Below are 26420 nucleotides of genomic sequence, written 5' to 3'. Positions count from 1 at the left end.
TGGGGAGGATGGTGTGTCCGGATCGGAATGCACATTCCAGATCCCATATCAGGTCTGTTAACTGACACTATTGATGCAACTGTTATGGGTAAAAAGAACTGTTCTGTTTCTGCCCCCTTATGCTCCTCAGGCTTAGAATTGCGCTAAATCAATTTTGCCTGCGGAGTTAAGCATGTTCGGTCTTGACGCGTTTCACCTGGCGAGGATCCAGTTCGCGTTTACGGTATCCTTTCACATCATCTTTCCTGCCATAACTATCGGTCTTGCCAGCTATCTGGCGGTACTTGAAGGACTGTGGCTGAAAACCAAAAATCCGACCTGGCGTTCGCTGTATCATTTCTGGTCCAAAATCTTTGCCGTTAACTTTGGTATGGGTGTGGTATCAGGTCTCGTCATGGCCTACCAGTTTGGCACCAACTGGAGTGGTTTCTCCGAGTTTGCCGGGAGCATCACCGGGCCACTGCTGACCTATGAAGTGTTAACCGCCTTCTTCCTCGAAGCAGGCTTCCTCGGCGTAATGCTGTTTGGCTGGAACCGTGTGGGGCCGGGCCTGCACTTCTTCGCGACTTGCATGGTTGCGCTGGGGACAATTATTTCTACCTTCTGGATACTGGCCTCCAACAGCTGGATGCAAACCCCACAGGGCTATGAAATAGTCAATGGACAGGTCGTTCCTGTGGACTGGTTTGCCGTTATTTTCAACCCGTCATTCCCTTATCGCCTGCTGCATATGTCGGTCGCCGCCTTCCTGAGCAGCGCGCTGTTTGTCGCAGCGTCAGGGGCATGGCATTTATTACGCGGGAATAACACCCCGGCTATTCGCGCCATGTTTTCTATGGCGCTGTGGATGACGTTAATCGTCGCCCCGTTGCAGGCGTTGATTGGCGATATGCACGGGTTGAATACGCTTGAGCATCAGCCTGCCAAAATTGCCGCCATCGAGGGGCACTGGGAAAACCCGCCCGGCGAACCCACTCCGCTGCTATTGTTCGGTTGGCCAGATATGGCGCAAGAGCGTACCCGCTATGGGCTGGAAATTCCGGCGCTGGGAAGCCTAATCCTGACTCACAGCCTGGATAAACAGGTCCCGGCGCTAAAAGAGTTTCCTAAAGAAGACCGGCCCAATTCCACCATGGTGTTTTGGTCGTTCCGCATCATGGCGGGGCTTGGCATGCTGATGATCCTGTTGGGCACATTCGCCTTGTGGTTACGTTACAAGCAACGCCTGTATACCTCACGTCCCTTCCTGCGTTTCGCGCTGTGGATGGGGCCGTCTGGTCTGATCGCTATTCTGGCCGGTTGGGTCACCACCGAAGTTGGTCGTCAGCCGTGGGTGGTTTACGGTTTGCAACGCACAGCGGATGCGGTTTCCGCACATGGTGATTTGCATATGAGCATCAGCCTGCTGGCTTTCTTTGTGGTTTACAGTTCGGTCTTCGGCGTGGGTTATAGCTACATGATTCGCCTGATCCGTAAAGGGCCACAGGAAGATGATCCGACCCTTCCGCCAACCGGCACACCTGCACGGCCGCTTTCCGCTGCCGTCCTCGATTCTCAAGCTGAGGCTCATCGCTAATGGGTATTGATTTATCAGTTATCTGGTTCGTTATTATCGTGTTCGCCACGCTGATGTATATCGTGATGGACGGCTTTGATCTCGGGATCGGTATCTTATTCCCCGCCATTCAGGATGCTGATGACCGTGACGTGATGGTCAACAGCGTCGCACCAGTATGGGATGGGAATGAAACCTGGCTGGTACTGGGCGGCGCAGGATTGTTTGGCGCATTTCCTCTGGCCTATGCGGTCATTGTCGATGCCCTGACGATCCCACTCACCCTGATGCTGATTGGCCTGATTTTTCGTGGCGTGGCCTTTGAGTTTCGTTTCAAAGCCACGCCTGCACACCGACCGTTCTGGGATAAAGCCTTTCTGGGGGGGTCAATTCTTGCCACGTTTACCCAGGGCGTGGTTGTGGGTGCGGTTCTCAATGGATTTTCCGTTACTGGCCGCAGCTACAGCGGCGGTCCGTTTGACTGGCTAACGCCTTTCACGCTGTTTTGCGGGCTGGGGCTCGTCGTGGCCTACGCGCTGCTTGGCGCAACATGGCTGGTAATGAAAAGCGAAAACCCGCTACAGGATAAAATGCGCAGTGTGGCAATAAAACTGCTGCTGGCGCTGCTGGTCGTCATTGTCATTATCAGTTTGTGGACACCGCTGGCACACAGTGCGATTGCCGATCGTTGGTTTAGCCTGCCAAATCTGTGGTTCCTGATGCCGGTTCCGCTGCTGGTCGCACTCATCAGCCTGTGGCTGTGGCGTTCTCTGGGCCAGCAACATAGTCATGCCCTGCCATTTATGTTGACGCTGGGTTTAATTTTCCTCGGTTTCAGCGGGCTGGGGATCAGTATCTGGCCACATATTATTCCGCCGTCTATTACCCTTTGGCAGGCCGCGGCGCCAACACAAAGCCAGGGCTTTATGTTGGTGGGCGCGCTACTGATTATCCCGATCATTCTGGTGTACACCTTCTGGAGCTACTACGTCTTTCGCGGCAAAGTTCAACATGGTGAGGGGTATCATTGATGGAACAATCAATCTGGAAACGTCTGATGTGGTTGGTGATCCTGTGGGGGGGAAGCGTATTGGCTCTGGCCGCCGTCGGTATGTTCTTTCGCCTACTGATGACCGCAGCAGGCTTTAAGTCCTGATAAACATGAATAAAAGCCGGGCGGGGCCTGCACTTCCCGGCGAACTCACTGCCCACACTTATTAAACAAATGCGCAATAACTCTCGATTTTACGCAACGGACGATTGCCTTTACAGCGATTAAATTATTGAATAGTCACCCGGCGAAATTATCGCCACGTCCACAGCTAACGTGCCAGAGGGTGCATGATGTTTAAGAAAGGGTTAACGGTGTTATTGCTGGTCAGCGCGCTTTTCTCCGGCCAGCTTTTCGCTACTCATCAGGGACATGAATATCTTCAGGTACAGGATGCCGATCATTTATTACGCCATACGGCTGACAGCGATGAGCTGAGAGTGACGGCGGAAGAATCCGCCGCCGATCTTCGCGAACACCATCACTGGCAAAAATCACGCAAGCCAGATACACACCTGAGTTAGCCTTTCCGCTTCGGCAGTGTTTTCATCAGCTCATCAGGGCTGACAGAAGCCACTACGCTGCCCGGCAATGGCATTTTCAGAATGTGGTGTTTCATCTTGCCGATAACGTGCATTTCGCACGGTCGGCAATCAAATTTCAGCGTCAGCACTTCATCGCCATTCACCAATTGCATCGGTGTGGCTTTCCAGCTTTTGATATTCCCTTTTGCCTGTTTCGGACACAAATTGAATGCAAAACGCAGGCAGTGCTTGGTAATCATCACCGGAACATCGCCCTTTTCTTCATGCGCTTCATATGCTGCATCAATCAACTGGACACCATAACGGTGGTAAAACTCACGCGCTTTATGGTTATAGACGTTTGCCAGAAAACTCAGATGCGTCTGCGGATAGACCGGCGCCGGCTGGGCAACGGGTTTACGACTGCCACGCGGGTAGTTTTCCAGACGCGCAGTATCCAGCATGTCGATAGCTTCGCGGCGAAGTTGATTGAGTTGACCATTCGGAACAAACAGCGCACCCGGCAGATTCACCTGAATATCGCGGGCGTAGTACAGCGTCTGGCCAAGTTTTGCCAGACCCTCCTGCAAGTTACTCAACGCTTTTTCGGCATTGTTCGCTTCTGCAAACTGGCCATCCAGCGTATGGGTGATACTCACGCCATCTTCACTGGTCAACGTCAGGATCAATTGTTCCTGCCAGCCGCCCAATTCAATATCAACCGCGACACGGCGTTCGCTGGATGTCCTGGTTAACGCCTGCTGCCAGTTATGATCGAGATTGCGATTGAGCGGATGGTGCGGCCGCACTTTGTGCAGGTCCGTTGGCATTTCATTTGGCCATACCCGATAACGATTATTCCCCGTTTTCTCTACCGTATTGGCACGGAATCCAACCACATCACGCTTAATCAATACGTTCAGGCCATCCCCGTTTGCCAGTGGTTCCGTCACCTCGACATCAAGATAATCCTTCGCCACCTTCAGTACTTCACCCACTGGTAAGCCAATGAATTTAGGTGAGTCGAATGCCCCGATGTCGCCTTTACGGGCATTTACAAAATAGTCAGTGCTGCCGCGGTGGAACGTTTTCTCTGTAGATGGCGTGAAGAAATGCTCAGTGCGACCTGCAGATGAACGAGCCAGATCGCCGCGTTCTTCGATGATGGCATCCAGCATCTGCCGATAATGTGCAGTGATGTTTTTCACATAGCTCATGTCTTTGTAGCGTCCTTCAATTTTGAAGGAACGTACTCCGGCATCAATCAACGCACCGAGGTTGGCGGTCTGATCATTATCTTTCATCGACAGCAGGTGTTTTTCATACGACACCACCCGACCCTGATCGTCTTTCAGGGTATACGGTAGTCGGCAGGCTTGTGAACAGTCGCCGCGGTTAGCGCTGCGCCCGGTTTGCGCATGAGAGATATAACACTGGCCTGAATAGGCAACGCATAACGCACCGTGGATGAAAAACTCGATCGTCGCGTCCGTCGCCTGATGAATCGCGTGAATTTGCTCAAGGCTCAGTTCGCGCGCCAGCACAATCTGTGTGAATCCGACGTCAGAAAGAAACTTCGCCTTCTCGACGCTGCGAATATCACACTGGGTGCTGGCATGCAGTTCAATCGGCGGGATATCCAGCTCCATAATCCCCATATCCTGCACAATCAGCGCATCCACGCCAGTCTGATACAAGTCGGTAATTAACCGCTGAGCAGGTTCCAGCTCATCATCATGCAAAATCGTGTTCAACGTCACAAAGATTTTCGCCCCATATCGATGAGCGAATGGCACCAGTTCAGCGATGTCTTTCAGGCTGTTACTGGCGTTGTGACGCGCACCAAAACCGGGACCGCCAATATATACGGCATCCGCGCCGTGCAAAATGGCTTCGCGCGCAATGGCGGTATCACGAGCCGGGCTTAACAATTCAAGGTGATGAGGTTGCTGGCGCATACAGTTGTTACCATCCACAAGCGGTAAAATGGCGGCTATTGTAGTCAGAAGCGCGGCATTTCGGAATAGTTTTCCCGATTAACCGCGTGGGTAATGGATCAGGGAATGAAAGTGAACTGTCTGTTCGCTGCTGTTACGGTAACTATGTGCAGTATCACCCGCAAAACGGACACCCTCGCCTGATTTGATGGTTCGCCACTGCCCATCAATGCACATATCCAGCAGGCCACTAATCACCACGACGTGCTCAATCACACCGGTTTCATGCGGTGTAGATTCACTCAACGCCCCCGGTGCCAGCAATATTGAAAAATGGTCAAAGCAGAGTTGTGGATCCCATGGAAACAAGGGTGTCACTATCATTGCCTGCTGCTCGGGATCAAAAGTCGCTGTGCCTTCTGACTCTGGTGGTGAAATAAACGTCGAAAACGGCACGTTCAGTCCGGTGGCAATTTTCCATAGCGTCGCCACTGTTGGACTGGATTCATTGCGTTCTATCTGCCCCAACATGGCCTTGGATACGCCGGTTTCCTCTGCCAGACGCGACAGACTCCATTCCCGCTGGTGACGTAATGTCCGGAGCGTGGTAGCCAGATGGTGGGTTAAATTGTCCATTGTCGCCTTCCTCTATCTCCTGTTTCTGTCCATCAGCTTATCACTTGTACGCTATAACGCACAGTGCTACAGTGAATGACCGTTATAACGCACGCGGAGTCACTATGCGCACAGTATCAATCCCTTTGCCCACCGTTTTATCCGGTTTTGTTGCCGTGCTGGTCGGCTATGCAAGCTCAGCAGCCATCATCTGGCAAGCGGCGATAGCCGCAGGCGCAACGACCGGGCAGATTGCGGGCTGGATGACCGCACTGGGAATCGCAATGGGCGTGAGTACGCTGGCATTGTCAGTGTGGTATCGTGCTCCCATCCTGACCGCCTGGTCTACGCCCGGTGCTGCGCTGCTGGTTACGGGTCTGCAAGGCGTGACCGTTCAGGATGCTATCGGCGTTTTTATTGTTGCTAACGCGCTGATAGTCCTGTGTGGTGTGACGGGGTTGTTTGCACGTCTGATGCAGATAATCCCACACTCACTGGCGTCGGCAATGCTGGCCGGGATCCTGCTGCGTTTTGGTTTGCAGGCATTCAATAGCCTTAATAATGCGCTTCTCCTGTGCGGCAGCATGCTGCTGGCGTGGCTGATGTTAAAAGTTGTCGCACCCAGATACGCCGTCATTGCTGCAATGCTGGTGGGTATCGCCATCGCACGACTAAAAGGTGACATTGTCACCTATAACATTAATTTATCTCCGGTGATGCCTGAATTCATTGCACCCCACTTTTCTCTTGCACACAGTATAAGCATCGCATTGCCGCTCTTCCTGGTGACCATGGCGTCACAAAATGCCCCAGGCATTGCCACCATGAAAGCGTCAGGTTATTCCTTGCCCGTTTCACCGCTGATTATTTTCACGGGGCTGCTGGCGTTACTGTTTTCTCCCTTTGGCGTCTACTCCATCTGTATTGCTGCCATCACCGCCGCAATTTGCCAAAGTCCGGATGCGCATCCAGATCCCCAGCGACGCTGGTTAGCCGCTGCCGCTGCCGGGATGTTTTACCTTCTGGCCGGGGTGTTTGGTGGGTCGGTAACCGGATTGATGGCCGCTCTGCCGGCAAGCTGGATCCAGATGCTGGCTGGCCTCGCCTTGCTCGGTACGATTAGCGGTAGTCTGTATCAGGCATTGCTTCATGAAGCTGAGCGAGATGCTGCCATCGTCACCTTTCTGGTTACTGCCAGTGGTTTGACGTTATTGGGGGTTGGTTCTGCGTTCTGGGGATTAATCGCCGGAGGGATATGTTATGCCGTGCTGAGGTTATCGCGACGCACGTAATTGCGTTGGCGTCTTGCCCGTCACCTGTTTAAACCGATTGCTAAAATGGCTTGCTGAACTGAATCCGCAAGCCATCGCGATATCCGACAAACTACGTGAAGAATAACAGACCAGTTGCTGCGCCAGCGCCATACGACGTTGCATAACATACTGATGCGGGGCCATATTCATCGACTGGCGAAACATTCTGGCAAAGTGGAAATCGCTCAGTGCCGCTTCACCTGCCAAATCGCTGAGGGTCATTGGGTAGGCCAGATGCGCGTCAATATAGGCCAGCACGTTGCGCAATGTCGCTGGCGCAAGCCCACCGGTTACCACCGGCGGCCGCCATTGAACATTGCTGTAATGTTGAATCAGGTGCGTCAGCAACAGCGACGATGCCGCGCTGAGCGTTAGGTGATTAGCCGGTTGTTGCCAGTCATTACCCAGTAAAAACTGGCGATAAACCGCCGTGATCCCCGGATCGCTGCCGAACGTATGTTCGTCCAGCGTGAAGCGATAAGGGCTTTTGTCCCAAACTTTCTCACCCACTTCCCGTAGATGCGCGTCGGTACAATAAAGATGTACAAAGGAGAGATCGTCACGAATATCCCAACTGGATTCGCTCTCTTTCGGCATCAGGCAGAAGCGATCCGGGCCGCCGCCGTTTTTCCAGCCCCCAGCCGTCTTGTGATAGCTCTCGTAGCCATCCGCGACATATAAGCTGAGCGTGTGGTGATCGCAATATTGGGTAATGGTGTCGCGTTTGTTTGACCACGCCGCCAGTTGGATCCCTGAATGTAACGCAACCGACTCATGCAGCACGGCATTATGTTTGCGTAAGTTTTCAAAGGCGCCATAGGGCTGAGACATACCATCACATTCAGAATAAGTTAGCAGGCTTTCAGTCTATATCAGCTACATGTTGTTAACAGCCTCCTTTTCATGTTTGCGAGAAAAAAGCGCAAGATTTTGCAAGTCGACCGCAATCAGATGAAAGCCAACCCCGGCCAGCCATGACACTGTGTGCAATTAAATACCAAAATGAGAGAGATGTATGAACGCATTGTTGTACTGCCTGGTGGTCGTGATATGGGGAACGACATGGATTGCCATTTACCTGCAGCAAGGGCCTGTTGCTGCCCCGGTCTCTATCTTTTGGCGCTTTGCGGTCGCCAGCTCGGTGATGATCCTTCTCCTGCTGTTCAGCGGCAAATTGCGTAAACTCTCCGGACGCGACCATCTGTTTTGTCTGTTACAGGGCGGATGTGTTTTTTGCTTCAATTTCTGGTGTTTCTACACGGCAGCGGCCTGGATTAACACCGGTCTGGAGTCAGTAATTTTCTCGATGGCCGTGCTGTTCAATGCGGTGAATAGTTTTGTATTTTTTGGTCAAAAACCACCGCTACGCTTTTATTTCGCCGCGGCGCTGGGGTTGACGGGTATCATCACCCTGTTCTGGCAGGATTTGGCTAATAGCGGCCTGAATCACTCGCTTCTGCTGGGTATTGGTTTAAGCGCTCTGGGAACGTTTGGTTTTTCCCTGGGCAATATGATAAGCCTGCGTCATCAGAAAAAAGGGCTGGAGGTGATGACCACCAACAGCTGGGCCATGCTATACGGTACCTTGCTGATTGCCACCATTGCACTGGTTCGTGGTGATGACTTCACGCCACAGTGGACTTTTAGCTACCTTAGCGCGCTGTTGTATCTGGCTATTTTTGGCTCTGTGATTGCCTTCGGCGCTTATTTCACACTGGTAGGACGCATCGGTCCGAGTAAGGCCGCTTACAGTACGTTGCTTTTCCCTCTGGTGGCGCTCACGCTGTCAACACTGTATGAAGGGTATGTTTGGCAGGCTAACGCGATTGCCGGTTTAGTGCTGATTTTGCTGGGAAATCTGGTGATGTTTGCGCGACCGGAAGGCTTGATGGGAAAACTGTTGTACCGTCGGAGAGTGGCATAAAAAAAAACGCACCATCCGCAGATGGTGCGTCCTTCATTATTATTTTTTGTTCACATCAAACATGGAGGCATCTGTCGCCATGTCATCAACAACTTTCTTCAACGTTTCGAACGCCATCGGCGTACTTTCGTTGTTCAGGTCCTTGCCTTCACCCTGACGTACCACTTTAATCACAGGCTTATTGGTTGCCGCATCGATCAACTCACCTTCAAAATAGAGGTGAGTATCCATGGTACGGTGGCCTGTCGCCATTTGTGTGCCCGCTACGAGCAACGCAACCGGGACGACTTCATAGAATTGCAAACCTTCTTTACTGGTCGCAACACCGGTGATTGCCCCGCGGAAAATCAGACTGCGTGGCCCTGGCGTTGCCACCAGAGGTTTACGCTTGCTGATGGCGGTTTTCATCTGCGTATTGGTATAGATCAACAGTTTATCCAGCACCTGTTGACCAACCTGAGTCGTTGGTTTAGGGATCGGATAATAGGTTATAGGGTTATACACAATACTGTCATATTTGGACTCACTGAAGTTGGGGTCAACCCAACGCAGCACAGGCTGTCCTGTTGCCGATTTCGTTTCCTTCAGGCCAGAATAATCTTTTAAAAACCCAGAATATTTATCCGGCTGCGTCACTTTTGACGCACAGCCCGATAATGCCAACAGACCAGTAAGCACTGCAACTTTAAATAAAGTTTGAGTACGCATGAAACGATCCCTTTAGTTTTCGCAATGATGCCTATAAAGGATAGCAAAACAGTTTCATTTTGGATGTACGAAAAATGGTAACGACCGCACAATTCTTTCTCTGCGCTCAGCACCAAAAAATGCTGAACGCAGAACGAGTTAAGCCAGGCGGGATGTTCAGGCAGTTTTACGCGCCAGCATGGTGGCAAAGCGCAGTTTAATGCGGTTGCCATTTTCATCTGTACGATGAAGTTCACCCACATCCTCATTGTATTTCAGCAGATCCCATCCACTGTAATAGTGACGTAATTCACCTGCTTTAAATGCAAACGGGAAACCGACAGTGCACGGGAAATCTTCGGTATCCATTGCCGCTACGATTAAATTATATCCACCCGGTTTCGTGCAACGTTGCATATTTTCGATAAGCCCCGGGATCGTTTTCGCTTCCAGGAACATCAGCACCACGGTAGAAAGAATAAAGTCATATTCGCCGTCAAAGCTGAGTGCATTCAGGTCTGCGACGTTCGTGTGTAAATTGGTCAGTCCCTCAGCCGCTTTGATGCGCTCAAGATTAGCGATGCTCATGGGGTTTTTATCCCACGCGGTGACGTCATAGCCGTTTGCCGCCAGATACAAACTGTTACGGCCATTGCCACAGCCCAGATCCAGTGTTTTACCTGGCGGGACAATGTTGGCCGCTTCAACAACCTCGGAATGGGTCCGGGTGAGATCGTATTTTTCAGTAAAGTAGTTTTCGTCGCAAAGGGTCATTATTTATCCTCAGATTTCAGTAATGCAGCACGCTCCGTGCGGATGAGCAGTTTCCCCTGCATCAGCAATGCAAACGTACGTACCAGTAATAACGCAATGATAACATTGGTAAAAATAAACAGTGGAATCGACAGCGTATGGAAAAATCCCGATTCACTGGCATGTCCCAGATGTAGCCCTGTGGTTGCCAGTGCCGACACGCCGAACGAGAAACTCCAGAAAGACGCATTAAACGGCTGGGACAGATACCACGGCATCAGCCGAAGCATAAACAGCAGTTGCAGCAGGCCATAGCCGAACAGCATTTTCGCCAGCGTATCGCCCTCTCCGCCGTTGACGCTAAGCCATGCGCTACAGGCCACTAACGCGGGTGCCAATTGAATACCCAGCGACGTGCGTAATACCGCGGGCAACTCACCAGAACTGCGTAAACGCTGCAGGATCACGGGTTCAAGACTAAGCCAGGAGAAAACCCCGGCCCCGAGAAATACCAGTCCGGCATCGTTATAGCCGAGTGCACCACAGGCCATCGCGCTGATAAAGTTATTGGCGACGGTCGGCAGATACAACCCCGGCGTGGTGGCCTCCTCGGGATGCGAACCTCGCCACAGGCCTGCCGTTTGCCAGGCCGCATACGATAGCTGTATCACCACGCCAATGCTAAATAGCCCGACGGCTAACGGGCGGTACCAGGGAACAAAACCAATCGCCACCAGCATGGTTGTTGCCGGAAAAAGGCTGACAAAACTACTCATCACCGGGTGGCGAATCTCGGCCAGCACACTCTGGGGAAAACGCACTAAACGGGTCAGAAAAGCCAACGTTAACAGACCCCAAATAACCATCGCCAGGATGACTAACCCATCGCCAATCCAGTGGCTCACCGGCCACACCTGACTGGCATATCGCCAGGCGAATCCCATGCCGATGGTGCCCAGTACCATGCCAAAATAACCGGCCGGAAGATTAAGGACCCGATCACTATGCTTGTTATTACTCATTTTGTTTATTTTTTAAAGTATATTTGAAATGCATTTTATGGAAATTATGGCGATTTAGCCAGTACGGAAAACTTTGCTACGTTTAACTAAGGTGCGCAACACGGAAATGAGCTATGACCAAATACCGTCTGAGCGACGAACCCCGGTCCTTCAGTTATCAGGATAATGGCAACAAAAGGAGCGTATTACTACGCCAGATCATTGCACTGATTGATTTTAATGATGTTCCGGCTGGCACGTCTGGAGGCTGGATTGATGATGAAGCCGTACTGGCGCAGTGCGGTGATTGCTGGATTTACGATGAGAATGCGATGGCATTTGCTGGGGCAACCATCTCAGGAAATGCCCGTATTACGCAGGCCAGCGTGGTCAGAGATGGCGCACGGATTGACGGTGCCGTATGGATAGATCGGGCTGAAATTAGCCATGGCGCACAAATACGTGACAACGTCACCATCCAGGATTCTGTTGTGCGTGGCGAGTGTCTTCTGTCGGGTGATGCACGTGTTCTGGGAGGCTCTGAAGTCATCGCCGCCAAAGGGTTAACCTGTGAAAGCGACCAGTCCCTGCAAATATATGATCGCGCAACCGTAAACCATTCGCGCATTGTGCATCAGGTGCAGATCTATGGCGATGCGACCATTGACTACGCCTTTATTGAACACCGCGCCGAGGTTTTTGATTGTGCTCGCATCGAAGGTAATGAGGAAAATAACGTTTGGATCTGCGATTGTGCGAAGGTATACGGCAACGCCCGCATCATTGCTGGCACCGATGAAGATGCGATACCAACCCTGCGCTATAGCTCTCAGGTGGCTGAGCATGCGGTAGTTGAAGGTAACTGTGTCCTGAAACACCATGTGCTGGTCGGGGGGCATGCAAAATTACGCGGCGGGCCACTCCTGCTGGATGATCACATCCTGATTGAAGGCCACGCCTGTATTCTGGGTGAAGTGCTGATCGAGCATCATATTGAGATAACCGGTCAGGCCCACGTTGAAGCCTTTGATGGTGATGAGATCCATCTGCGCGGGCCAAAAGTTATCAACGGCGAACAACGTATTACGCGTACCCCCCTCGCCGGCTTATTCTGAAACGCTATCAATGATACGGGCATAGAGATTCACATCATGATAGCCATCATTGAGAAACTCGGCCTGCTTTAAGCATCCTTCCAGCTGAAAACCGTTGCGCAGCGCCACCTGGTTGCTTTCCTGGTTATCCACGCGGCATTTAATAATGAACCGACGGATCTCGCCACGCTGTGCATAATGATGAATCAATGCCTGTAGTGACCGGGACATAATGCCCTGTCCCTGATGCGCCTCATCCAGCCAATAGCCGATGTAGGCCGCTTTGTTCAACGGTTCTATTTGGTTAAACGAGATAACACCAACCACTTCACCTTGTTTGAAAATAAGGAACATTTTGGCGTAGCCACGCTGGTGCAACATCATATTCCCCTGCACATTCTTACGCGTATCGTCCTCAGATTCGACAAACTGCGGCCAGTTCAGCGACCGCTGGAGCCAAACTTTATTTTTGAGCACCAGCTGATGCAAAGGCGTGACGTGTTGTTCTTCCACTGCCCGCAGTTCCAGCGTGTTACTGACGGTAATAATTTCTGACATGTTTATCTCCTTTGCGATTGTAAACGGGGGATTTCTGACTGGCAGTAGCCGATATTAATCTGTTTATGGCCGGGGATGTCATATTTTTATGCTGTAACAGCAATCACTTAGAAACAATCTCTGGCGCGGAAGCCGTTACTCTGGATGTCCGGTTATCCCTGGCAGGGATAGGCCGTACTGATGACAACAACACTTTCATTTTATTGCTAAGGAGCAAGCATGGCAGCACCTTTGGGTCGTTTAGCACTTATTCCGCTTTTACTGATTACCGCCTGTCACCAACCCGTCCCCACCACGCAAGCGGGGCCTGTTCCCTTTGCCGTTAACAAACAACAGGTTGTGGATAATACTACGCTGGAAATTTCCCGTAGCGCGCTGGAATATAACATTCATAAAGTTCAGCAACTGCTGGGAGACAAAACCCGGATGTGCGCCATTCTTAAAGGCGATGCGTATGGCCACGATCTCTCACTGGTTACGCCGGTGATGATGCAAAACGGTGTGCAGTGTATTGGCATCGCCAGCAACGAGGAAATTAGCACTGTTCGTCAGTCAGGTTATACATCGCAGCTAATGCGCGTTCGCAACGCGACGGAAAAAGAGATGCGCCAGGCGGCGGATTTTGATACCGAAGAGCTGATTGGTAATCTGGATATGGCTAAACGACTGAATGCGATTGCCCTGGAGAAAGGGAAAACGATTCGTATCCATCTGGCTCTCAACTCTGGCGGTATGTCACGAAACGGTCTGGAAGTCAGCACGGCGGCAGGTCTGGAAGAGGCCCGCGCCATTTCCACATTACCCGGTCTGAAAATTGTTGGCATCATGTCGCATTTCCCGGAAGAAGATGCGGCGGTGGTTAAACGCGATCTGGCCCGTTTCAATACGCAATCGGCCCAGGTACTCAACATTACCGGGCTTAAGCGCGAAGAGGTAACCCTGCATGTCGCGAATACGTTTGCCACCCTGACCGTTCCTGAATCCTGGCTCGACATGGTGCGTGTTGGCGGTATTTTTTATGGCGATACGATCGCCAGCACCGAATACAAACGCGTCATGACGTTTAAATCGGCCATCGCGTCGGTAAACCATTACCCCAAAGGAAATACCGTCGGGTATGACAGAACCTATACCCTTAAACGTAATTCCGTTCTTGCCAATATTCCGACGGGTTATGCTGATGGATATCGCCGTGTGTTCAGTAACGTGGGGCACGTATTGATCCGCGGCCAGCGGGTTCCTGTGCTGGGTAAAACATCCATGAATACCGTGATCGTTGATGTGACCGATCTGCCGCAGGTTGCCTCCGGCGATGAAGTGGTGTTATTCGGTAAACAGGGAAATGCACAGGTGAGCGCAGAAGAAGTCGAAGAAATTAGCGGTGCGCTGTTCACTGAAATGTCGATCCTCTGGGGGGCAACAAACAAACGCGTGATGGTCGATTAACGCCTAAAACAGGAAGGGCTTCCTTTTCTCGCTGGAAGCCCTTTTACACAGTGAGCACAGTACTATTTAGCTCTCACTGACACTCTCTCTTTGCAAAATTTTGAGCAAATCTTCCTTCAGGTGGAGTTTCTGTTTCTTAAGACGAACAATGTCCAAACTGTATCCCCGACCATCCGAACCTTCCAGTCTGGAAATCTCATGATCAAGGCTGTTGTGTTTTTCGAATAAGGACAGAAAACGAGGATTCTCGGATTTCAGTCGGGAAATAAGGTCTCTGTATTCTGGAAACATACTTTCTCCCTGTTAGTGGTAAAGAATGTGTATATGAAATACACATGATCAGCTTACCCGGTTAGGTCAGGGAAAAATGCGAACAGGATCGAGTAAATAGTGTACAGATTGTTGCGATAGAGGTTTCAGCAATGGCTCCCCAGAAGGAGAGCCATCAGAAGATCAATTAACGCATTTCACGGTCGTCAACGTACTGACGTTTATCCGGTGCAGGCGGGAAATACTGATACAGCCAGGTTTCACTGATAGCATCGCCCTGGCAGCGCAGGAACATGCGCATATCGACCGGGTCGGTTGAATCAGACGTTGGATACCAGTCAAACTGGATACGGTAGCCGTCGATAGGCTCCACGTAGAGAATTTCAATCTGCTTCGCTTCGCCGCTGGAAAGCGTAATGACCGGTTCAATTCCCTTCGGCGCAGCCGCTTTCAGGTCCCCCCCCACGAAATCAACGGCAAAACGACGTGCCCATTTTTCCGGGTAATGCTCGCCCGGTGCCCATCCTTCCGGGAAGCCACCCATACCGGTGCGGGTTGCCATGACGCGTGCCAGCGGCGAACGTACCGGTGGTTGTGCGCTCCAGTACAGGCGATATTTGAATTCCAGATCGTCACCGGCTTTGATTGCTTTATCCGGCTGCCAGAAGCAGACGACGTTATCCAGCGTTTCGCCAGTCGTCGGGATCTCCATCAGGCCGATGGTCCCCTTGCCCCACTGGTTACGCGGCTCGACCCACAGGCTTGGCCGCTTGTTGTACCAGCCCATGATGTCCTGATAGTGGGAGAAGTCACGATCCAACTGCAGCAGGCCAAACCCGCGCGGGTTGTTATCGGTATAGGCATTAAACTGCAGTTTTTGCGGGTTGTTCAGCGGACGACAGATCCACTCGCCGTTGCCACGCCACATTGCCAGGCGATCGGAGTCGTGAATTTGCGGGTGAATGGTGTCGCACATCCGGCGTTCATTATTGCCACAGCTGAACATGCTGGTCATCGGCGCAATACCGAGTTGCTTGATGTCTTTGCGGGCGTAGACATGGTTCTGCACATCCATGATCACCTGCGTTTTCTCACAGTGGATCACAAATTTAAACGCGCCGGTTACGCTTGGGCTATCGAGCAGTGCATAAACCGTAAATGAAGTGGCGCCCGGTTTAACCGTTTCGAACCAGAATGCAGTGAAGTCAGGAAACTCTTCTTTGCTATCGGTATACGTATCAACCGCCAGACCACGCGCCGACAAACCGTACTGATAGGTGTCATCTACAGCGCGAAAATAGCTGGCTCCCAGGAAGGACACGACATCACGACGGGCCAGTTCAGGCGCTTTGAACACGCGGAAACCGGCAAAACCGAGGTCAGTTTGCCCTTCCAGTTGTTTGGTATCCACACCGGCATCGTTGTACTTGAAAAGCTCCGGGCGGAAATGGATCTCACGCGCCATATGCGTACTGTCATCAACCGAGAACATGCGTACGCGGCGACGGAAGCCCATTCCCACATGGAAGAACTGCGCGTCAAGCTGACGATTTTCAACGTTGTTCCACAGTGACTGTTCTGCGTCGTACTGAATACTGTTGTAAGCCTGCGGCGTCAGTTTAGCCAGCGTATCCGGCAATGCACGCGGTGCACCGCCCCACGGCTTCTGTGCTAAATCATGGGCCATCGATTGCAGAACGGAAAAATCAAAACGTACCGTTTTTCCGTCTGCAATGTCAGACTCTGCCGCATAGGCGGCGCGGGAAAAGAGTGATGCAATACCACTGGTTCCGCACACGGCGGCCACTGCCATTGAACCTTTAATAAATCGTCTGCGATTCATGCCTGAAAGTGAATCCTTCTGGTCGTGTAAATGGTCCCGCGCCGGTCAACATCTGCGGCAAGAGAGTGCACATTTCTGACCGCTCACTCTAGACAAAATTGATTAATAATCCAATTGTTGGTCGCCGATTATCTGTACAATATCGAAAATATTTTATGTCGATGAGAACAGGCCGAATCCCGTGTAAATTCAGTTAAAGTAAACCACACCGCCGTTTACTGCGTTCTTCTGCCTCCTGATACAACGCAAACTCATCATATACCGCGCAACCCAGCGCCTGTTCAAAGGCATCGCGGCTGGAATTACCGTGGCTGCGCGCCTGTGTTTCATTACCCAGATTAGACTGGAAAATCCCTGCGGCGCTCACCGGCAAGAAATCTTCATAGGTGATAGGTTGAGCAACCAGCCAGCCCCGCTCGATGAGCGGTTGTGGATCGTCATCCGGGCGAATAGCCTGGCGATGCGCTTCGCCCGACGGCGTCAGGCGATAACGGAACCAGGCCAGTCCCTGTTGGCGCAGCAGAAACTCGCTGTCCGGGAACGACTTAAACACGTCCTGAAGATGCAGCTGGTGTGTCAGGTTGTCTTTCCCTGTTCCCGCTATACTCAACAGTTCGTCGTACAACGCCCGTCCCTTTGGCGTCAGCGCCACACCACGTTGCTCGATTTCGCCAAAACGCGCAGTGTGAGTTCCACGCATTTCGCCGGCAAACAACACCGGCTCTTCCAGCGCCTTAAAGCTGGTCTGGCGCAGCAAGATGGGCACCTCTCGCCGTGGTGGGCCTTCAATGAGAATTTTCGGTGCAATACCGCACTCCGGCATCATCGACTGTACCCGATCAATATCCAGCGTGCGCGGCGTCAGGTGGTTGATATGGCAACCGGGAAAACAGACCACATCGGCAATCAGTCGATGCTCGTTATGCAAGGCATGATACGTTTGCTCATCAACAGTGGCGTGTTGATGCCAACGGAAGGTTTCCAGTGCTTCATGCACAAATTCCTGGGCCTGTGCGGGTGTGAAACTGCCCTGTGCATCAAACTCATCCAGCAATTCGTGACAACGACGCGTGAAAATATCACGCTTTGCGAGGATCTCCGCTGCCTGCTGGCGCAACACTACGTTCTCGATTAATTCGAGGCGTAATAGTGAAGTAAATACCCGAAACGGGTTGCGCGAAAGCGAGGCATCGTCGATGGGGCGAAACGCCGTGGAATGGACGGGGACGCCCGCCTGGGAGAGATCGTAATAGCTGACCGGATACATGCCCATAATGGCAAACATCCGCCGCAGTGTAGACAACTCCTGCGCAGTACCGACCCGGATTGCCCCATGGCGTTCAACATTGAGCCGTGCCAGTTCATCCGCATTGGCCAGTTTTTCATGCAGTGTCGGATTATTTTCCAGTACCGCCAGATTCACATCAGCGACAAGTTCCAGCAACGTGCCATACTGCGGGACTTCCTGCTGGTACATTGCTGACATTGCCTGCGAAAATTGTTCCCGAATCTCATCTGCCGTGATGGTGTTCGCCATAATGTCATGCCTCCAGTGAATATTACCTGGAGTGTAGAAAACACCGCTGAGTCCGGTGGGAAGAATTTACAAACTGTGATCCCGCATAAATTCCCCCCACCCACCAGGACAGTGAACTGAAACTTACTGACGTGGTTTTAAATGACTTTCCAGCCATGGCAGCATCTGTTTTTTACGACTGAGCATGCCTTCGACCTTGCAGGGTTGCGGGATATCTGACAACGCCGATCCAGCGAACCACAGACTGGTGTCGCCAAGATTGATGTCCGTCAGCATCAGTACCACCAGCGCGGCCTGATTTTCCTCAGCATAACGGGTCATCTCCTCGCGGAGATCGTCCAGCACACCGTCAACCTGGCGCAGTGCATACAGCTCGAGTTGCGCCACGCAGACTTTATGCCCATGAATAGTGAACGTTTTAATGTCTTTATGCAGCAGCTCACGGGCACTCATACCTTCGACGCTGGTTTTGGCCGACAGCAGATCACGGCTGAAAGCGTCCAGATCCACACCCGTTTTTTGAACCAGAGCCCCCACCGCCTGGCTGTCATCCGACGTAGTAGTGGGCGAACGAAGCGTGACGGTGTCACTTAGAATAGCCCCCAGGAGCAAAACAGCTTCCGCAGACGACAACTGACTGCGCTCGTCATCCGTCATCAGTTGCCACAACAGCGTTGCGCTGCTGCCAACAGGCTTAACCCAGACCTCTGGAGGAAGACGAGTCACTAATCCGCCGAGTCGATGATGGTCGATGATACCGACGACATTGCTCTCAGACAGCGATTCCGGTCCTTGTGTCGGTTCGGTGAAATCGACCACCCAAACATCCAGATCGGTCAGCGGAAACGTGAGTCGTTCGGGCATATCCAGTCCTGCATGCGCAAAGATAAATTGCGTTTCGCGGTTAGGTTCCCCCGCGCGCCATGCCGTCGCCTGCTGGCCTCGTAACGTAAGCCAGCGCGCTGTCATTGCCGCGGTGCAAATGGCATCGCTATCGGGGTTAAGGTGCCCTATTACATGGATCATTGGTCAGTGCCTTGTGATGATGAATGATGAAAAAGCGAACAATTGTCAGAGTATAACGACTGGCTACATTCCCTTCCATGATCCCACCACGCAGTCACACTGTACAAAACATAAGCAAAATAAATCAGTTGTAAGTAAAACGCGTTAAATGTTAATAATATTTTGCTATCAAGTTATCAAAAACAAACAACTTCACTTGTCACCGATACGGCTCTGTTTTTAACATCGCTTATGGAAAAAAATGTTCTGTTCAATCAGCGCATTCGCTTGCGCCATCTTCATACTTTTGTCGCCGTTGCCCAACAGGGAACGTTGGGGCGCGCGGCCGAAACCCTTAACCTGAGTCAACCAGCCCTCTCCAAAACCCTGAACGAACTGGAGCAATTGACCGGAACCCGACTCTTTGAACGCGGTCGTCTTGGTGCGCAGTTAACGTTGCCCGGCGAACAGTTTCTTACCCATGCAGTAAGAGTGCTTGATGCACTCAACACCGCCGGTCAGGCATTAAATCATCGTGAAGAATCTCAGAATGATGTCGTTCGTATTGGTGCCTTGCCAACAGCTGCATTAGGTATTCTGCCTGCAGTAATTGGTCAGTATCACAAGCAGCAAATGGAAACAACGTTGCAGGTTGCCACCATGAGTAATCCCATGATTCTGGCTGGCTTAAAATCCGGGGAGATCGACCTCGGTATTGGCCGTATGGCCGATCCGGAATTGATGGTTGGTCTGAACTACGAACTGTTATTTCTTGAATCGCTCAAGCTGGTTGTGCGACCTAATCATCCGTTGTTGCAAGAGACCATCACGCTGAGTCGGGTAATGGAATGGCCTGTCGTGGTGTCCCCCAAAGGGACCGCGCCACGACAGCACGCGGAAGCCTTGCTGCAAAGCCAGGGCTGTAAAATGCCCTCTGGATGTATCGAAACGTTGTCAGCTTCGCTTTCCCGCCAACTGACGGTGGATTACGACTATGTTTGGTTTGTGCCTTCAGGCGCAGTGCGGGAAGATTTACGCCAGGCAACGCTGGTGTCATTACCGGTACCTACGCATGGCGCGGGAGAGCCCATTGGGATACTTACCCGCGTGGACGTGCCATTGCCCTCAGCAGCGCAAGTTCTCATTGCCGCAATACGCAAAACCGTACCATTCTGAGGTAAAAAATAAGGGACCATTCGGTCCCTTATCTCATTAAAATGTTTCCCAGTTATCACCGCTGGTTCCCGCTGTCTTCGGCAGCGTATGTCCCGAGTTTTTGGCAAATGGCACACGCTTTACAGCACTTGCACCCTGTAAGCGGAATATACCGACCGCCTCCGTTAAGCGCGCAGCCTGTTCTTCCAGGGAGGCCGCTGCAGCCGAGGCTTCTTCGACCAGTGAGGCGTTCTGCTGCGTCACTTTATCCATCTCTGAAATCGCCTGGCTTACCTGCACGATACCCCGGCTCTGTTCATCAGAGGCCGCTGCAATTTCCAGCATAATATCGGTGACACGTTTTACCGCATCGACAATGTCCGTCATGGTATTACCCGCAGCCACAACCTCACCAGACCCCTGGTCAATCAACCGCACTGACTCACTGATCAATCCTTCAATCTCTTTCGCTGCCTGGGCGCTGCGGCTTGCCAACGTGCGAACTTCACTGGCGACGACGGCAAATCCACGCCCTTGTTCTCCTGCCCGCGCCGCTTCCACCGCCGCATTCAGCGCCAGAATATTGGTCTGGAAGGCAATGCTGTTGATGACAGCGGTAATTTCAGAGATTTTTTTCGAGCTGGTCGAGATATTGCCCATGGTTTTCACCACGCCAGAAACCATCTGCCCACCGCGACTGGCTTTGCCGGAGGCATCTTCCGCCAGTTTACTGGCATGGTGTGCGTTGTCCGCGTTTTGTTTCACCGTAGCAGTCAGTTCTTCCATGCTGGCCGCCGTTTGTTCAATCGCCGCGGCCTGTTCTTCAGTACGTGATGACAGATCGGTATTGCCCGCCGAGATTTCACTGGTGCCGCGATAGATTTCTTCCGCCCCCTGGCGTACCGTGCCTACGGTTTTCTGCAGTGAATGTTGCATCGTCTGAAGATGATGACTCAGACGACCAATCTCACTGCGTCCGGTTGGTTCATCCTGCATGGTCAGATCGCCTGCAGAAATTTGCTCAATACGCTGGGCCGCGCGCAACAGTGGATGAATCACGGTACGACGCAGGACAACAAACGTCATCATGGTTAACACCAGTGCCAGAATAAATGCACCCAGCATAAAGGCCATGCCGAGTTGCGTGCGCTGGTGAGCCTGCTCGCTGAGATGATTCGCCCTTGCAGTACGAATTTCAATGGCTTTCAGTAGCGCCTTGTTGTAGGCAGAATCCAGCGACCTGGCCTGTTCATTTTCATGGTTGATGATCGCTTCAAACATGCCGTTTTTGGCGTACTTGAGCATCGGTTGTAAACCGTCGACATATGCCTTAAAGCTTGCGCTCAGTTCAGCGTCTAAGGCTTCGTCCTCCGACGTTTTCACCACGCGAGACATATAAGCAGTAAAACCATCCTGAGATTGTTTAATGCGTTTTTCCGCCTCTGCGATATTGGCTTTCATATCGTCCATTTCGGCAATGCGACTCGCTGCGCCGGCGTGGATCATATTGATACGGGCTGTACGTAGGTGATTAGAACTGTTAGATAACCCCATCCTGACCTGAATCTCATCGGTCACGTCGCGCTGATCGCGATCGGCCTGCATAAGAAAATAGCCTGCCAGCCCGGAACTCAAAGCAAACAGCAGAAGGATGCCACCGAGAATGGAGGAAAACAGCGGAACCAGTCTGATTTGATGCAGAAAGCCCAGTTTATTCTGGGCTTGCATCGATATTGTATTGTCCATGACCGTCGACTCTCTTGTAGGGGTTATGCGTGAAAACACGCCCATTAGATAGTCATCGGCAATTCATAACGTTTGCTTACCGTGAAAAGCGCAAGATTCGTCACACTTTCACAACATCATTCAAAGAAATTCAGGAAAGTGCCAGCGGTGAATTCCGCTGGCCAATGAATCAGTTATCGCCAAAGTGGATAACGGTACGAATGGACTTACCCTGATGCATTAAATCAAACGCTTCGTTGATCTGCTCCAGCGGTAAGCGATGGGTAATAAACGGGTCCAACTGGATTTTCCCGCTCATTGCATCTTCAACCATTCCAGGCAACTGGGTGCGCCCTTTCACGCCACCAAACGCAGACCCGCGCCACACGCGTCCGGTTACCAGTTGGAACGGACGGGTTTTTATTTCCTGTCCGGCACCGGCCACACCAATGATGATGCTTTCACCCCATCCTTTATGGCAGCATTCCAGCGCCGCACGCATGACATTTACGTTACCAATGCATTCAAAGCTGAAGTCCACGCCACCGTCGGTAAGCTCGACAATCACATCCTGAACCGGTTTATCATAATCGGTCGGGTTGATGAAATCGGTCGCCCCCATTTCAGCCGCCAGCTTGAATTTTTCCGGGTTAGTATCAACCGCCAGAATACGCCCTGCTTTCGCCTGTACTGCCCCCTGGATCACTGCCAGACCAATGCCGCCCAGTCCAAATACGGCCACGGTATCGCCTTCTTTCACTTTCGCCGTATTATGTACTGCACCGATCCCGGTGGTTACGCCACAGCCCAACAGACACACTTTATCCAGCGGTGCTTGCGGGTTAACCTTTGCCAGCGAGATCTCTGCACAAACGGTGTATTCGCTGAAAGTACTGGTACCCATATAGTGATAGATGGGTTCGCCGTTATAAGAGAAACGCGTAGTGCCATCCGGCATCAGGCCTTTACCCTGGGTAGCACGTACGGCCTGACACAAGTTAGTTTTGCCAGACTTACAGAACTTACACTCACCACATTCTGCCGTGTACAGCGGGATCACATGGTCACCCGGTTTCAGACTGGTGACGCCCTCACCCACTTCAACCACGATACCACCGCCTTCATGACCGAGTACCGCCGGAAACACACCTTCCGGATCGTCGCCAGAGAGCGTAAAAGCGTCAGTATGGCACACGCCTGTGTGGGTAATTTTAACCAGCACTTCACCTTTCTTTGGCGGTGCGACGTCGATCTCGACAATTTTTAACGGCTGGCCGGGGCCGAATGCAACTGCTGCACGTGATTTCATTTGTCTCTTCCCATTATTGCGAGGTGATAGTGTTATTTTAGATAAGCGCGCAGAAGATGGCCGATTTCAGCCATGCGCACAGCACGCTGGTCTGGGGTTGTATCCCCGCTGACCAGTTCATCTTTCAGGTGGATCTCAACCATTTCGCCCATCAGGCCATTGGATGCGCCGCGCACGGCGGCAATTTGTTGCAGGATAGCCAGACACGGCTCGCCGGACTCCAGCGCGCGCTCAAGCGCATCAACCTGGCCGCGAATACGCCGTACACGGGTGAGAATGCGTTTCTTATCTTCAGGTGAATGCGGCATACGCCCTCCATATACTATAGGGGGGTATGGTATCAGTTTCTTTAACTAATTGTAAAATAAATAACTTGTTATTATTTAATGAGTTGTACAAACAGCACATATAGACATATGTGGGCATACACAGCCTTTTTCATGCCCCAAAATCTGCCTCCAAAGCAATTTTGCCCCCAATATGCCCCCAGACTTTATCTTCTTTAGCTATCGGTTTTGACTGAATCAGGAGTTTAAAATTAGGATTTCATCAATTAACAAAGCCGCTTACGCTTAGGGAGGCGAAATAGCCCAACTCCAAGCCAGCACAACACCGTAGAACCCCGTCCTTCAGGACGGGGAGGATGCCAATCTAAAAAGTGTCCTTAATCATTACACAGTATGTTGTTAGTTTATTGATGAATAACCTTCTTGCACAACCATTTGATATATCACTTTCGTGCCGAATTAGTATTCTCCAGACGAGCAATATGTATTATTTCAAGTATGAAAACATGCTCGCTATAACGCTCGCTATAACGAAAAATACAAGATAACAAATAATCGTCACCAACAAAGCATACCCGTAACGTGCTATAACTGAGCCCTGGCCACGAATAATACTGGCATTGATCATTGCCCCAACTAAACCTACGAAACCGCCTATCGCACCGCCAATGAATATGAGAAGAAATGGAAGACATAATAATACATATTCATACCAAGCCATTGGAGGAGCCAGCGGTATTTTTTCCCCGTCAATGACAATAGTTGGGATAGGATCGATGACTGACTTAATTTCTACTATGGCTGGTGATCCATTATCGTCTTCCAACAGATACCGTTTTTTTAGACCTTTCATCTTCTTTTGCTCTATACCATCTATCAGTAGAGAGGGGTTTTTAAATATTGTCCTGGTACTAACGCTGAGTTTTTTACCCTGAAAACGTGGATGTTTGATTGCTATTTCCATGATAACTCCTCTATTTTCCATAATAAAAAATATTTTTTATATAAAGCTTTGTATTCAACGCGGACGGCAGCCTTTCGACTTCCGCCCGCAGCGCAGGGTTTAATCCCTGCGGTGTTCTGGACACGGCTCAGAAATTAAAACGGAACCCGACACTGCCCGTGACCGGAGACTCGGTCTGCTTACCATTTTCATAACGGGCTTCAGCCCAGACGCCAGCATTTGGGGTCAGCTGCGCACTGACGCCCAGTCCGTATTTCCCGGTCGTCCCGGAGATGTCATTCCTGAAGTCGTAGGTGTCATTAATACGGACTTTGTTGTTGTCCGAAAATTCATGACTCACCGCCGCCGACAGGTACGGCTTGACTTCTTTTCCTGCAACGTCAAGGGTCATCCCCAGCTTCACGCCAGCTTCAGTCTGCAGGGATTTGGTCGCACCGATACTGGCTTTCATGCCGTTATTCAGGCTGATATCTTTCGCATCGGCCCGGAACGCCGTTGTCCGCACGTATGGCTGCGCCCATGCATTCTCATTCAGACTGAAGGTCCTGCCCGCTTCGAGACTGCCGCCGAAACCGTTCTGGCTGTAATCCCCTTTCACCGCCGAGCCGTCGCTCATCCAGGTACGCAGCTCATTACTGAAGCGGTTGAATTTGATAACCCCGTCCACGTAGTAGCCGTCATTATCAAACCAGGTCGCGTACAGACCACCACCGGTGCTGTCGACCGTGCTCTTTCCGCCACGCGCATGCTTAATGCTGTTGTCGCTGTAAGAGAAGAAAGTGCCTGCAGCTAGACGGCTCTCACCCAGGTCAAAGACCTTGTCGGCGCCGGTTTCGAAACCGTTCTGCGTCAGGGTATAGCCTGAGCTGGCCCCACCGCTGATGCGCTTGTCTGACCCGGTATAACGGCCCCATACGCCCCCTGGTGCACGGGTATTCTGCATCACATCACCGTGACGGAAACGCAGGTTATCCAGCTCGCTGTTGAAAACGTATGCCGGCGCTGTCGCCATGCCCAGTACCGCGTCGGCTGATTTTGTTGTGCGGCGCACCGGAGACGACGATGTACCTGCATCTGGTTTACCTGCATCCGGGTCAGCCGGCGGAGTAACCGGAGGTGGGGTGTCAGCCTGCAGATACCAGTCGGTATTTTCCTTACTCAGGGTGTATTCCCAGGTACCGGCATCGACTTTCCCGCCTTTCAGGGTAAACGCGGCATCACCGCCGCCGGTCTGCACCACCTGAAGCGGCGCACCAGCAGATACTGGCTCCAGGCCGGTGTTTTTGATATCCAGCACAAAGTTACCGCTGGCATTACCCGTTACCTTCAGCATATCCCCGGTATGTGCTGCGATATCCGTGTTCATCCGGAACGTCCCGCTACCCGACAGGCTCCCGAGCGCCAGCGACACCGCCTGGAAGGCTGGCGTCAGACGCGTGGTTGTTGGCGGACGGAAATCAACGCTCCCGTTATCCAGCGTTAATGCGCCGACAGTGGAGTCACCATCGAGATGCCAGACAGACGCACCTTTAACCGTCATATCACCTGCGCCGGTGTTGTCTCCCTCAACGCTCCCCGTCAGGATGCTCCCGTTATCCAGCGTCAGGGTGGTGCCTGACTGGGTCGTCACATTAGCTTTCGCCTGAAGGGCATCCATCGTCATGGCACCGCCACTCTGAAGGATAATCCCGCCGTCCTGAGACAACAGACCGCTGAAGCGGGTGCTCCCGCCTTCCTGTGTCAGGATACCGCTACCTGTCAGGCTGCCTGTGAAGGTCGCAGCACTGTTGTTGAGGTAATACAGGTTCCCTTCATTTGTGACTACGTCACCGACGAGCGTCCCTTTATCAGTCAGGGTGGTGGTGCC

24 protein-coding genes and 1 pseudogene are annotated in these 26420 nt (G+C 51.8%); 9 read left to right on the top strand and 16 right to left on the bottom strand.

Annotation, left to right across the window (positions count from 1 at the left end):
- Positions 1-172: 172 nt before the first annotated feature.
- From OGX95_RS16490 to OGX95_RS16475, 4 genes are all read left to right on the top strand, one after another.
- Positions 173-1576 carry a cytochrome ubiquinol oxidase subunit I gene (locus OGX95_RS16490; RefSeq protein WP_286630213.1) on the top strand — a complete coding sequence of 468 codons (1404 nt, stop codon included), beginning with the start codon at positions 173-175 and terminating at the stop codon, positions 1574-1576.
- Positions 1576-2586, top strand: coding sequence for a cytochrome d ubiquinol oxidase subunit II (gene cydB, locus OGX95_RS16485; protein ID WP_286630212.1), 1011 nt, complete (start codon positions 1576-1578; stop codon positions 2584-2586). Before OGX95_RS16490 ends, cydB begins: the two co-directional genes overlap by 1 nt.
- Positions 2586-2711 carry a DUF2474 domain-containing protein gene (locus OGX95_RS16480; protein WP_124021191.1) on the top strand — a complete coding sequence of 42 codons (126 nt, stop codon included), beginning with the start codon at positions 2586-2588 and terminating at the stop codon, positions 2709-2711. Before cydB ends, OGX95_RS16480 begins: the two co-directional genes overlap by 1 nt.
- Positions 2712-2899: 188 nt before the next feature.
- Positions 2900-3130, top strand: coding sequence for a DUF2554 family protein (locus tag OGX95_RS16475; protein WP_286630420.1), 231 nt, complete (start codon positions 2900-2902; stop codon positions 3128-3130).
- On the opposite strand, the gene OGX95_RS16470 is transcribed toward OGX95_RS16475, so the two are convergent.
- Both OGX95_RS16470 and OGX95_RS16465 read right to left on the bottom strand, forming a co-directional pair.
- Entirely contained in the window at positions 3127-5088 is a 1962-nt protein-coding gene (locus OGX95_RS16470; RefSeq protein WP_286630211.1) for a peptidase U32 family protein, read from the bottom strand. The two genes, OGX95_RS16475 and OGX95_RS16470, sit on opposite strands and share 4 nt — an antisense overlap.
- A 78-nt stretch (positions 5089-5166) precedes the next feature.
- Entirely contained in the window at positions 5167-5703 is a 537-nt protein-coding gene (locus OGX95_RS16465) for a helix-turn-helix domain-containing protein (RefSeq protein ID WP_286630210.1), read from the bottom strand.
- A gap of 104 nt (positions 5704-5807) precedes the next feature.
- Here OGX95_RS16465 and OGX95_RS16460 point away from each other — a divergent pair, with 104 nt between their 5' ends.
- Positions 5808-6974 (top strand): benzoate/H(+) symporter BenE family transporter, encoded by a 1167-nt coding sequence (locus OGX95_RS16460; protein ID WP_286630209.1) that lies wholly within the window; start codon positions 5808-5810, stop codon positions 6972-6974.
- Here the strand turns inward: OGX95_RS16460 and OGX95_RS16455 are convergent.
- Entirely contained in the window at positions 6957-7826 is an 870-nt protein-coding gene (locus OGX95_RS16455) for a helix-turn-helix domain-containing protein (RefSeq protein ID WP_286630208.1), read from the bottom strand. The two genes, OGX95_RS16460 and OGX95_RS16455, sit on opposite strands and share 18 nt — an antisense overlap.
- A gap of 184 nt (positions 7827-8010) precedes the next feature.
- Between OGX95_RS16455 and OGX95_RS16450 the strand changes: the two genes are divergently transcribed.
- Entirely contained in the window at positions 8011-8919 is a 909-nt protein-coding gene (locus OGX95_RS16450; RefSeq protein WP_286630207.1) for a DMT family transporter, read from the top strand.
- A 39-nt stretch (positions 8920-8958) separates the two neighbouring features.
- Here OGX95_RS16450 and OGX95_RS16445 read toward each other — a convergent pair whose 3' ends face one another.
- From OGX95_RS16445 to tehA, 3 genes are all read right to left on the bottom strand, one after another.
- Entirely contained in the window at positions 8959-9627 is a 669-nt protein-coding gene (locus OGX95_RS16445) for a DUF3313 domain-containing protein (protein ID WP_286630206.1), read from the bottom strand.
- 156 nt (positions 9628-9783) lie between these two features.
- The gene (tehB, locus tag OGX95_RS16440; RefSeq protein ID WP_286630205.1) at positions 9784-10380 is read right to left on the bottom strand and encodes a tellurite resistance methyltransferase TehB; all 597 of its coding nucleotides are present in this window, start codon (positions 10378-10380) and stop codon (positions 9784-9786) included.
- Entirely contained in the window at positions 10380-11381 is a 1002-nt protein-coding gene (tehA, locus tag OGX95_RS16435; RefSeq protein WP_286630204.1) for a dicarboxylate transporter/tellurite-resistance protein TehA, read from the bottom strand. Before tehA ends, tehB begins: the two co-directional genes overlap by 1 nt.
- A 113-nt stretch (positions 11382-11494) precedes the next feature.
- Between tehA and ydcK the strand changes: the two genes are divergently transcribed.
- A complete protein-coding gene (ydcK, locus tag OGX95_RS16430) occupies positions 11495-12475 on the top strand; it encodes a YdcK family protein (RefSeq protein WP_286630203.1) in 981 nt (326 codons plus the stop codon).
- Here the strand turns inward: ydcK and rimL are convergent.
- Entirely contained in the window at positions 12467-13012 is a 546-nt protein-coding gene (rimL, locus tag OGX95_RS16425; protein WP_286630202.1) for a 50S ribosomal protein L7/L12-serine acetyltransferase, read from the bottom strand. The genes ydcK and rimL overlap by 9 nt on opposite strands.
- Before the next feature lie 219 nt (positions 13013-13231).
- Between rimL and alr the strand changes: the two genes are divergently transcribed.
- The gene (gene alr, locus OGX95_RS16420; protein ID WP_286630201.1) at positions 13232-14458 is read left to right on the top strand and encodes an alanine racemase; all 1227 of its coding nucleotides are present in this window, start codon (positions 13232-13234) and stop codon (positions 14456-14458) included.
- Between the two features lie 66 nt (positions 14459-14524).
- Here the strand turns inward: alr and OGX95_RS16415 are convergent, their stop codons facing one another.
- The 4 genes from OGX95_RS16415 to OGX95_RS16400 all read right to left on the bottom strand — a co-directional run bounded on the left by OGX95_RS16415 (position 14525) and on the right by OGX95_RS16400 (position 19134).
- Positions 14525-14749, bottom strand: coding sequence for an HP1242/YdcH family protein (locus OGX95_RS16415; RefSeq protein ID WP_003020276.1), 225 nt, complete (start codon positions 14747-14749; stop codon positions 14525-14527).
- 166 nt (positions 14750-14915) lie between these two features.
- Entirely contained in the window at positions 14916-16571 is a 1656-nt protein-coding gene (locus OGX95_RS16410) for a glucan biosynthesis protein D (RefSeq protein ID WP_137381794.1), read from the bottom strand.
- A 193-nt stretch (positions 16572-16764) separates the two neighbouring features.
- On the bottom strand, positions 16765-18108 hold the full coding sequence (gene hglS / locus OGX95_RS16405; RefSeq protein WP_286630200.1) for a 2-oxoadipate dioxygenase/decarboxylase HglS: 1344 nt from the start codon (positions 18106-18108) through the stop codon (positions 16765-16767).
- Between the two features lie 123 nt (positions 18109-18231).
- Positions 18232-19134 carry a manganese-dependent inorganic pyrophosphatase gene (locus OGX95_RS16400; protein ID WP_286630199.1) on the bottom strand — a complete coding sequence of 301 codons (903 nt, stop codon included), beginning with the start codon at positions 19132-19134 and terminating at the stop codon, positions 18232-18234.
- A gap of 231 nt (positions 19135-19365) precedes the next feature.
- Between OGX95_RS16400 and OGX95_RS16395 the strand changes: the two genes are divergently transcribed.
- Positions 19366-20289, top strand: coding sequence for a LysR substrate-binding domain-containing protein (locus OGX95_RS16395; RefSeq protein WP_286630198.1), 924 nt, complete (start codon positions 19366-19368; stop codon positions 20287-20289).
- A gap of 36 nt (positions 20290-20325) precedes the next feature.
- Here OGX95_RS16395 and OGX95_RS16390 read toward each other — a convergent pair whose 3' ends face one another.
- The 5 genes and pseudogenes from OGX95_RS16390 to tibA all read right to left on the bottom strand — a co-directional run.
- Entirely contained in the window at positions 20326-22014 is a 1689-nt protein-coding gene (locus OGX95_RS16390; protein ID WP_286630197.1) for a methyl-accepting chemotaxis protein, read from the bottom strand.
- Between the two features lie 169 nt (positions 22015-22183).
- A complete protein-coding gene (locus OGX95_RS16385) occupies positions 22184-23302 on the bottom strand; it encodes an S-(hydroxymethyl)glutathione dehydrogenase/class III alcohol dehydrogenase (protein WP_286630196.1) in 1119 nt (372 codons plus the stop codon).
- A 32-nt stretch (positions 23303-23334) separates the two neighbouring features.
- Positions 23335-23610 carry a metal/formaldehyde-sensitive transcriptional repressor gene (locus OGX95_RS16380; protein WP_012132328.1) on the bottom strand — a complete coding sequence of 92 codons (276 nt, stop codon included), beginning with the start codon at positions 23608-23610 and terminating at the stop codon, positions 23335-23337.
- 466 nt (positions 23611-24076) lie between these two features.
- Positions 24077-24553, bottom strand: coding sequence for a hypothetical protein (locus OGX95_RS16375; protein ID WP_286630195.1), 477 nt, complete (start codon positions 24551-24553; stop codon positions 24077-24079).
- A 127-nt stretch (positions 24554-24680) separates the two neighbouring features.
- Positions 24681-26420, bottom strand: a pseudogene (tibA, locus tag OGX95_RS16370) (autotransporter adhesin/invasin glycoprotein TibA); the annotation flags it as partial.

It is taken from the genome of Citrobacter sp. Cu233 (genome assembly GCF_030332225.1).
In the GTDB taxonomy this organism is placed as follows: domain Bacteria; phylum Pseudomonadota; class Gammaproteobacteria; order Enterobacterales; family Enterobacteriaceae; genus Citrobacter.
Note: the sequence above shows the minus strand (reverse complement) of the source record. Positions and strands in the feature narration are given on the sequence as shown.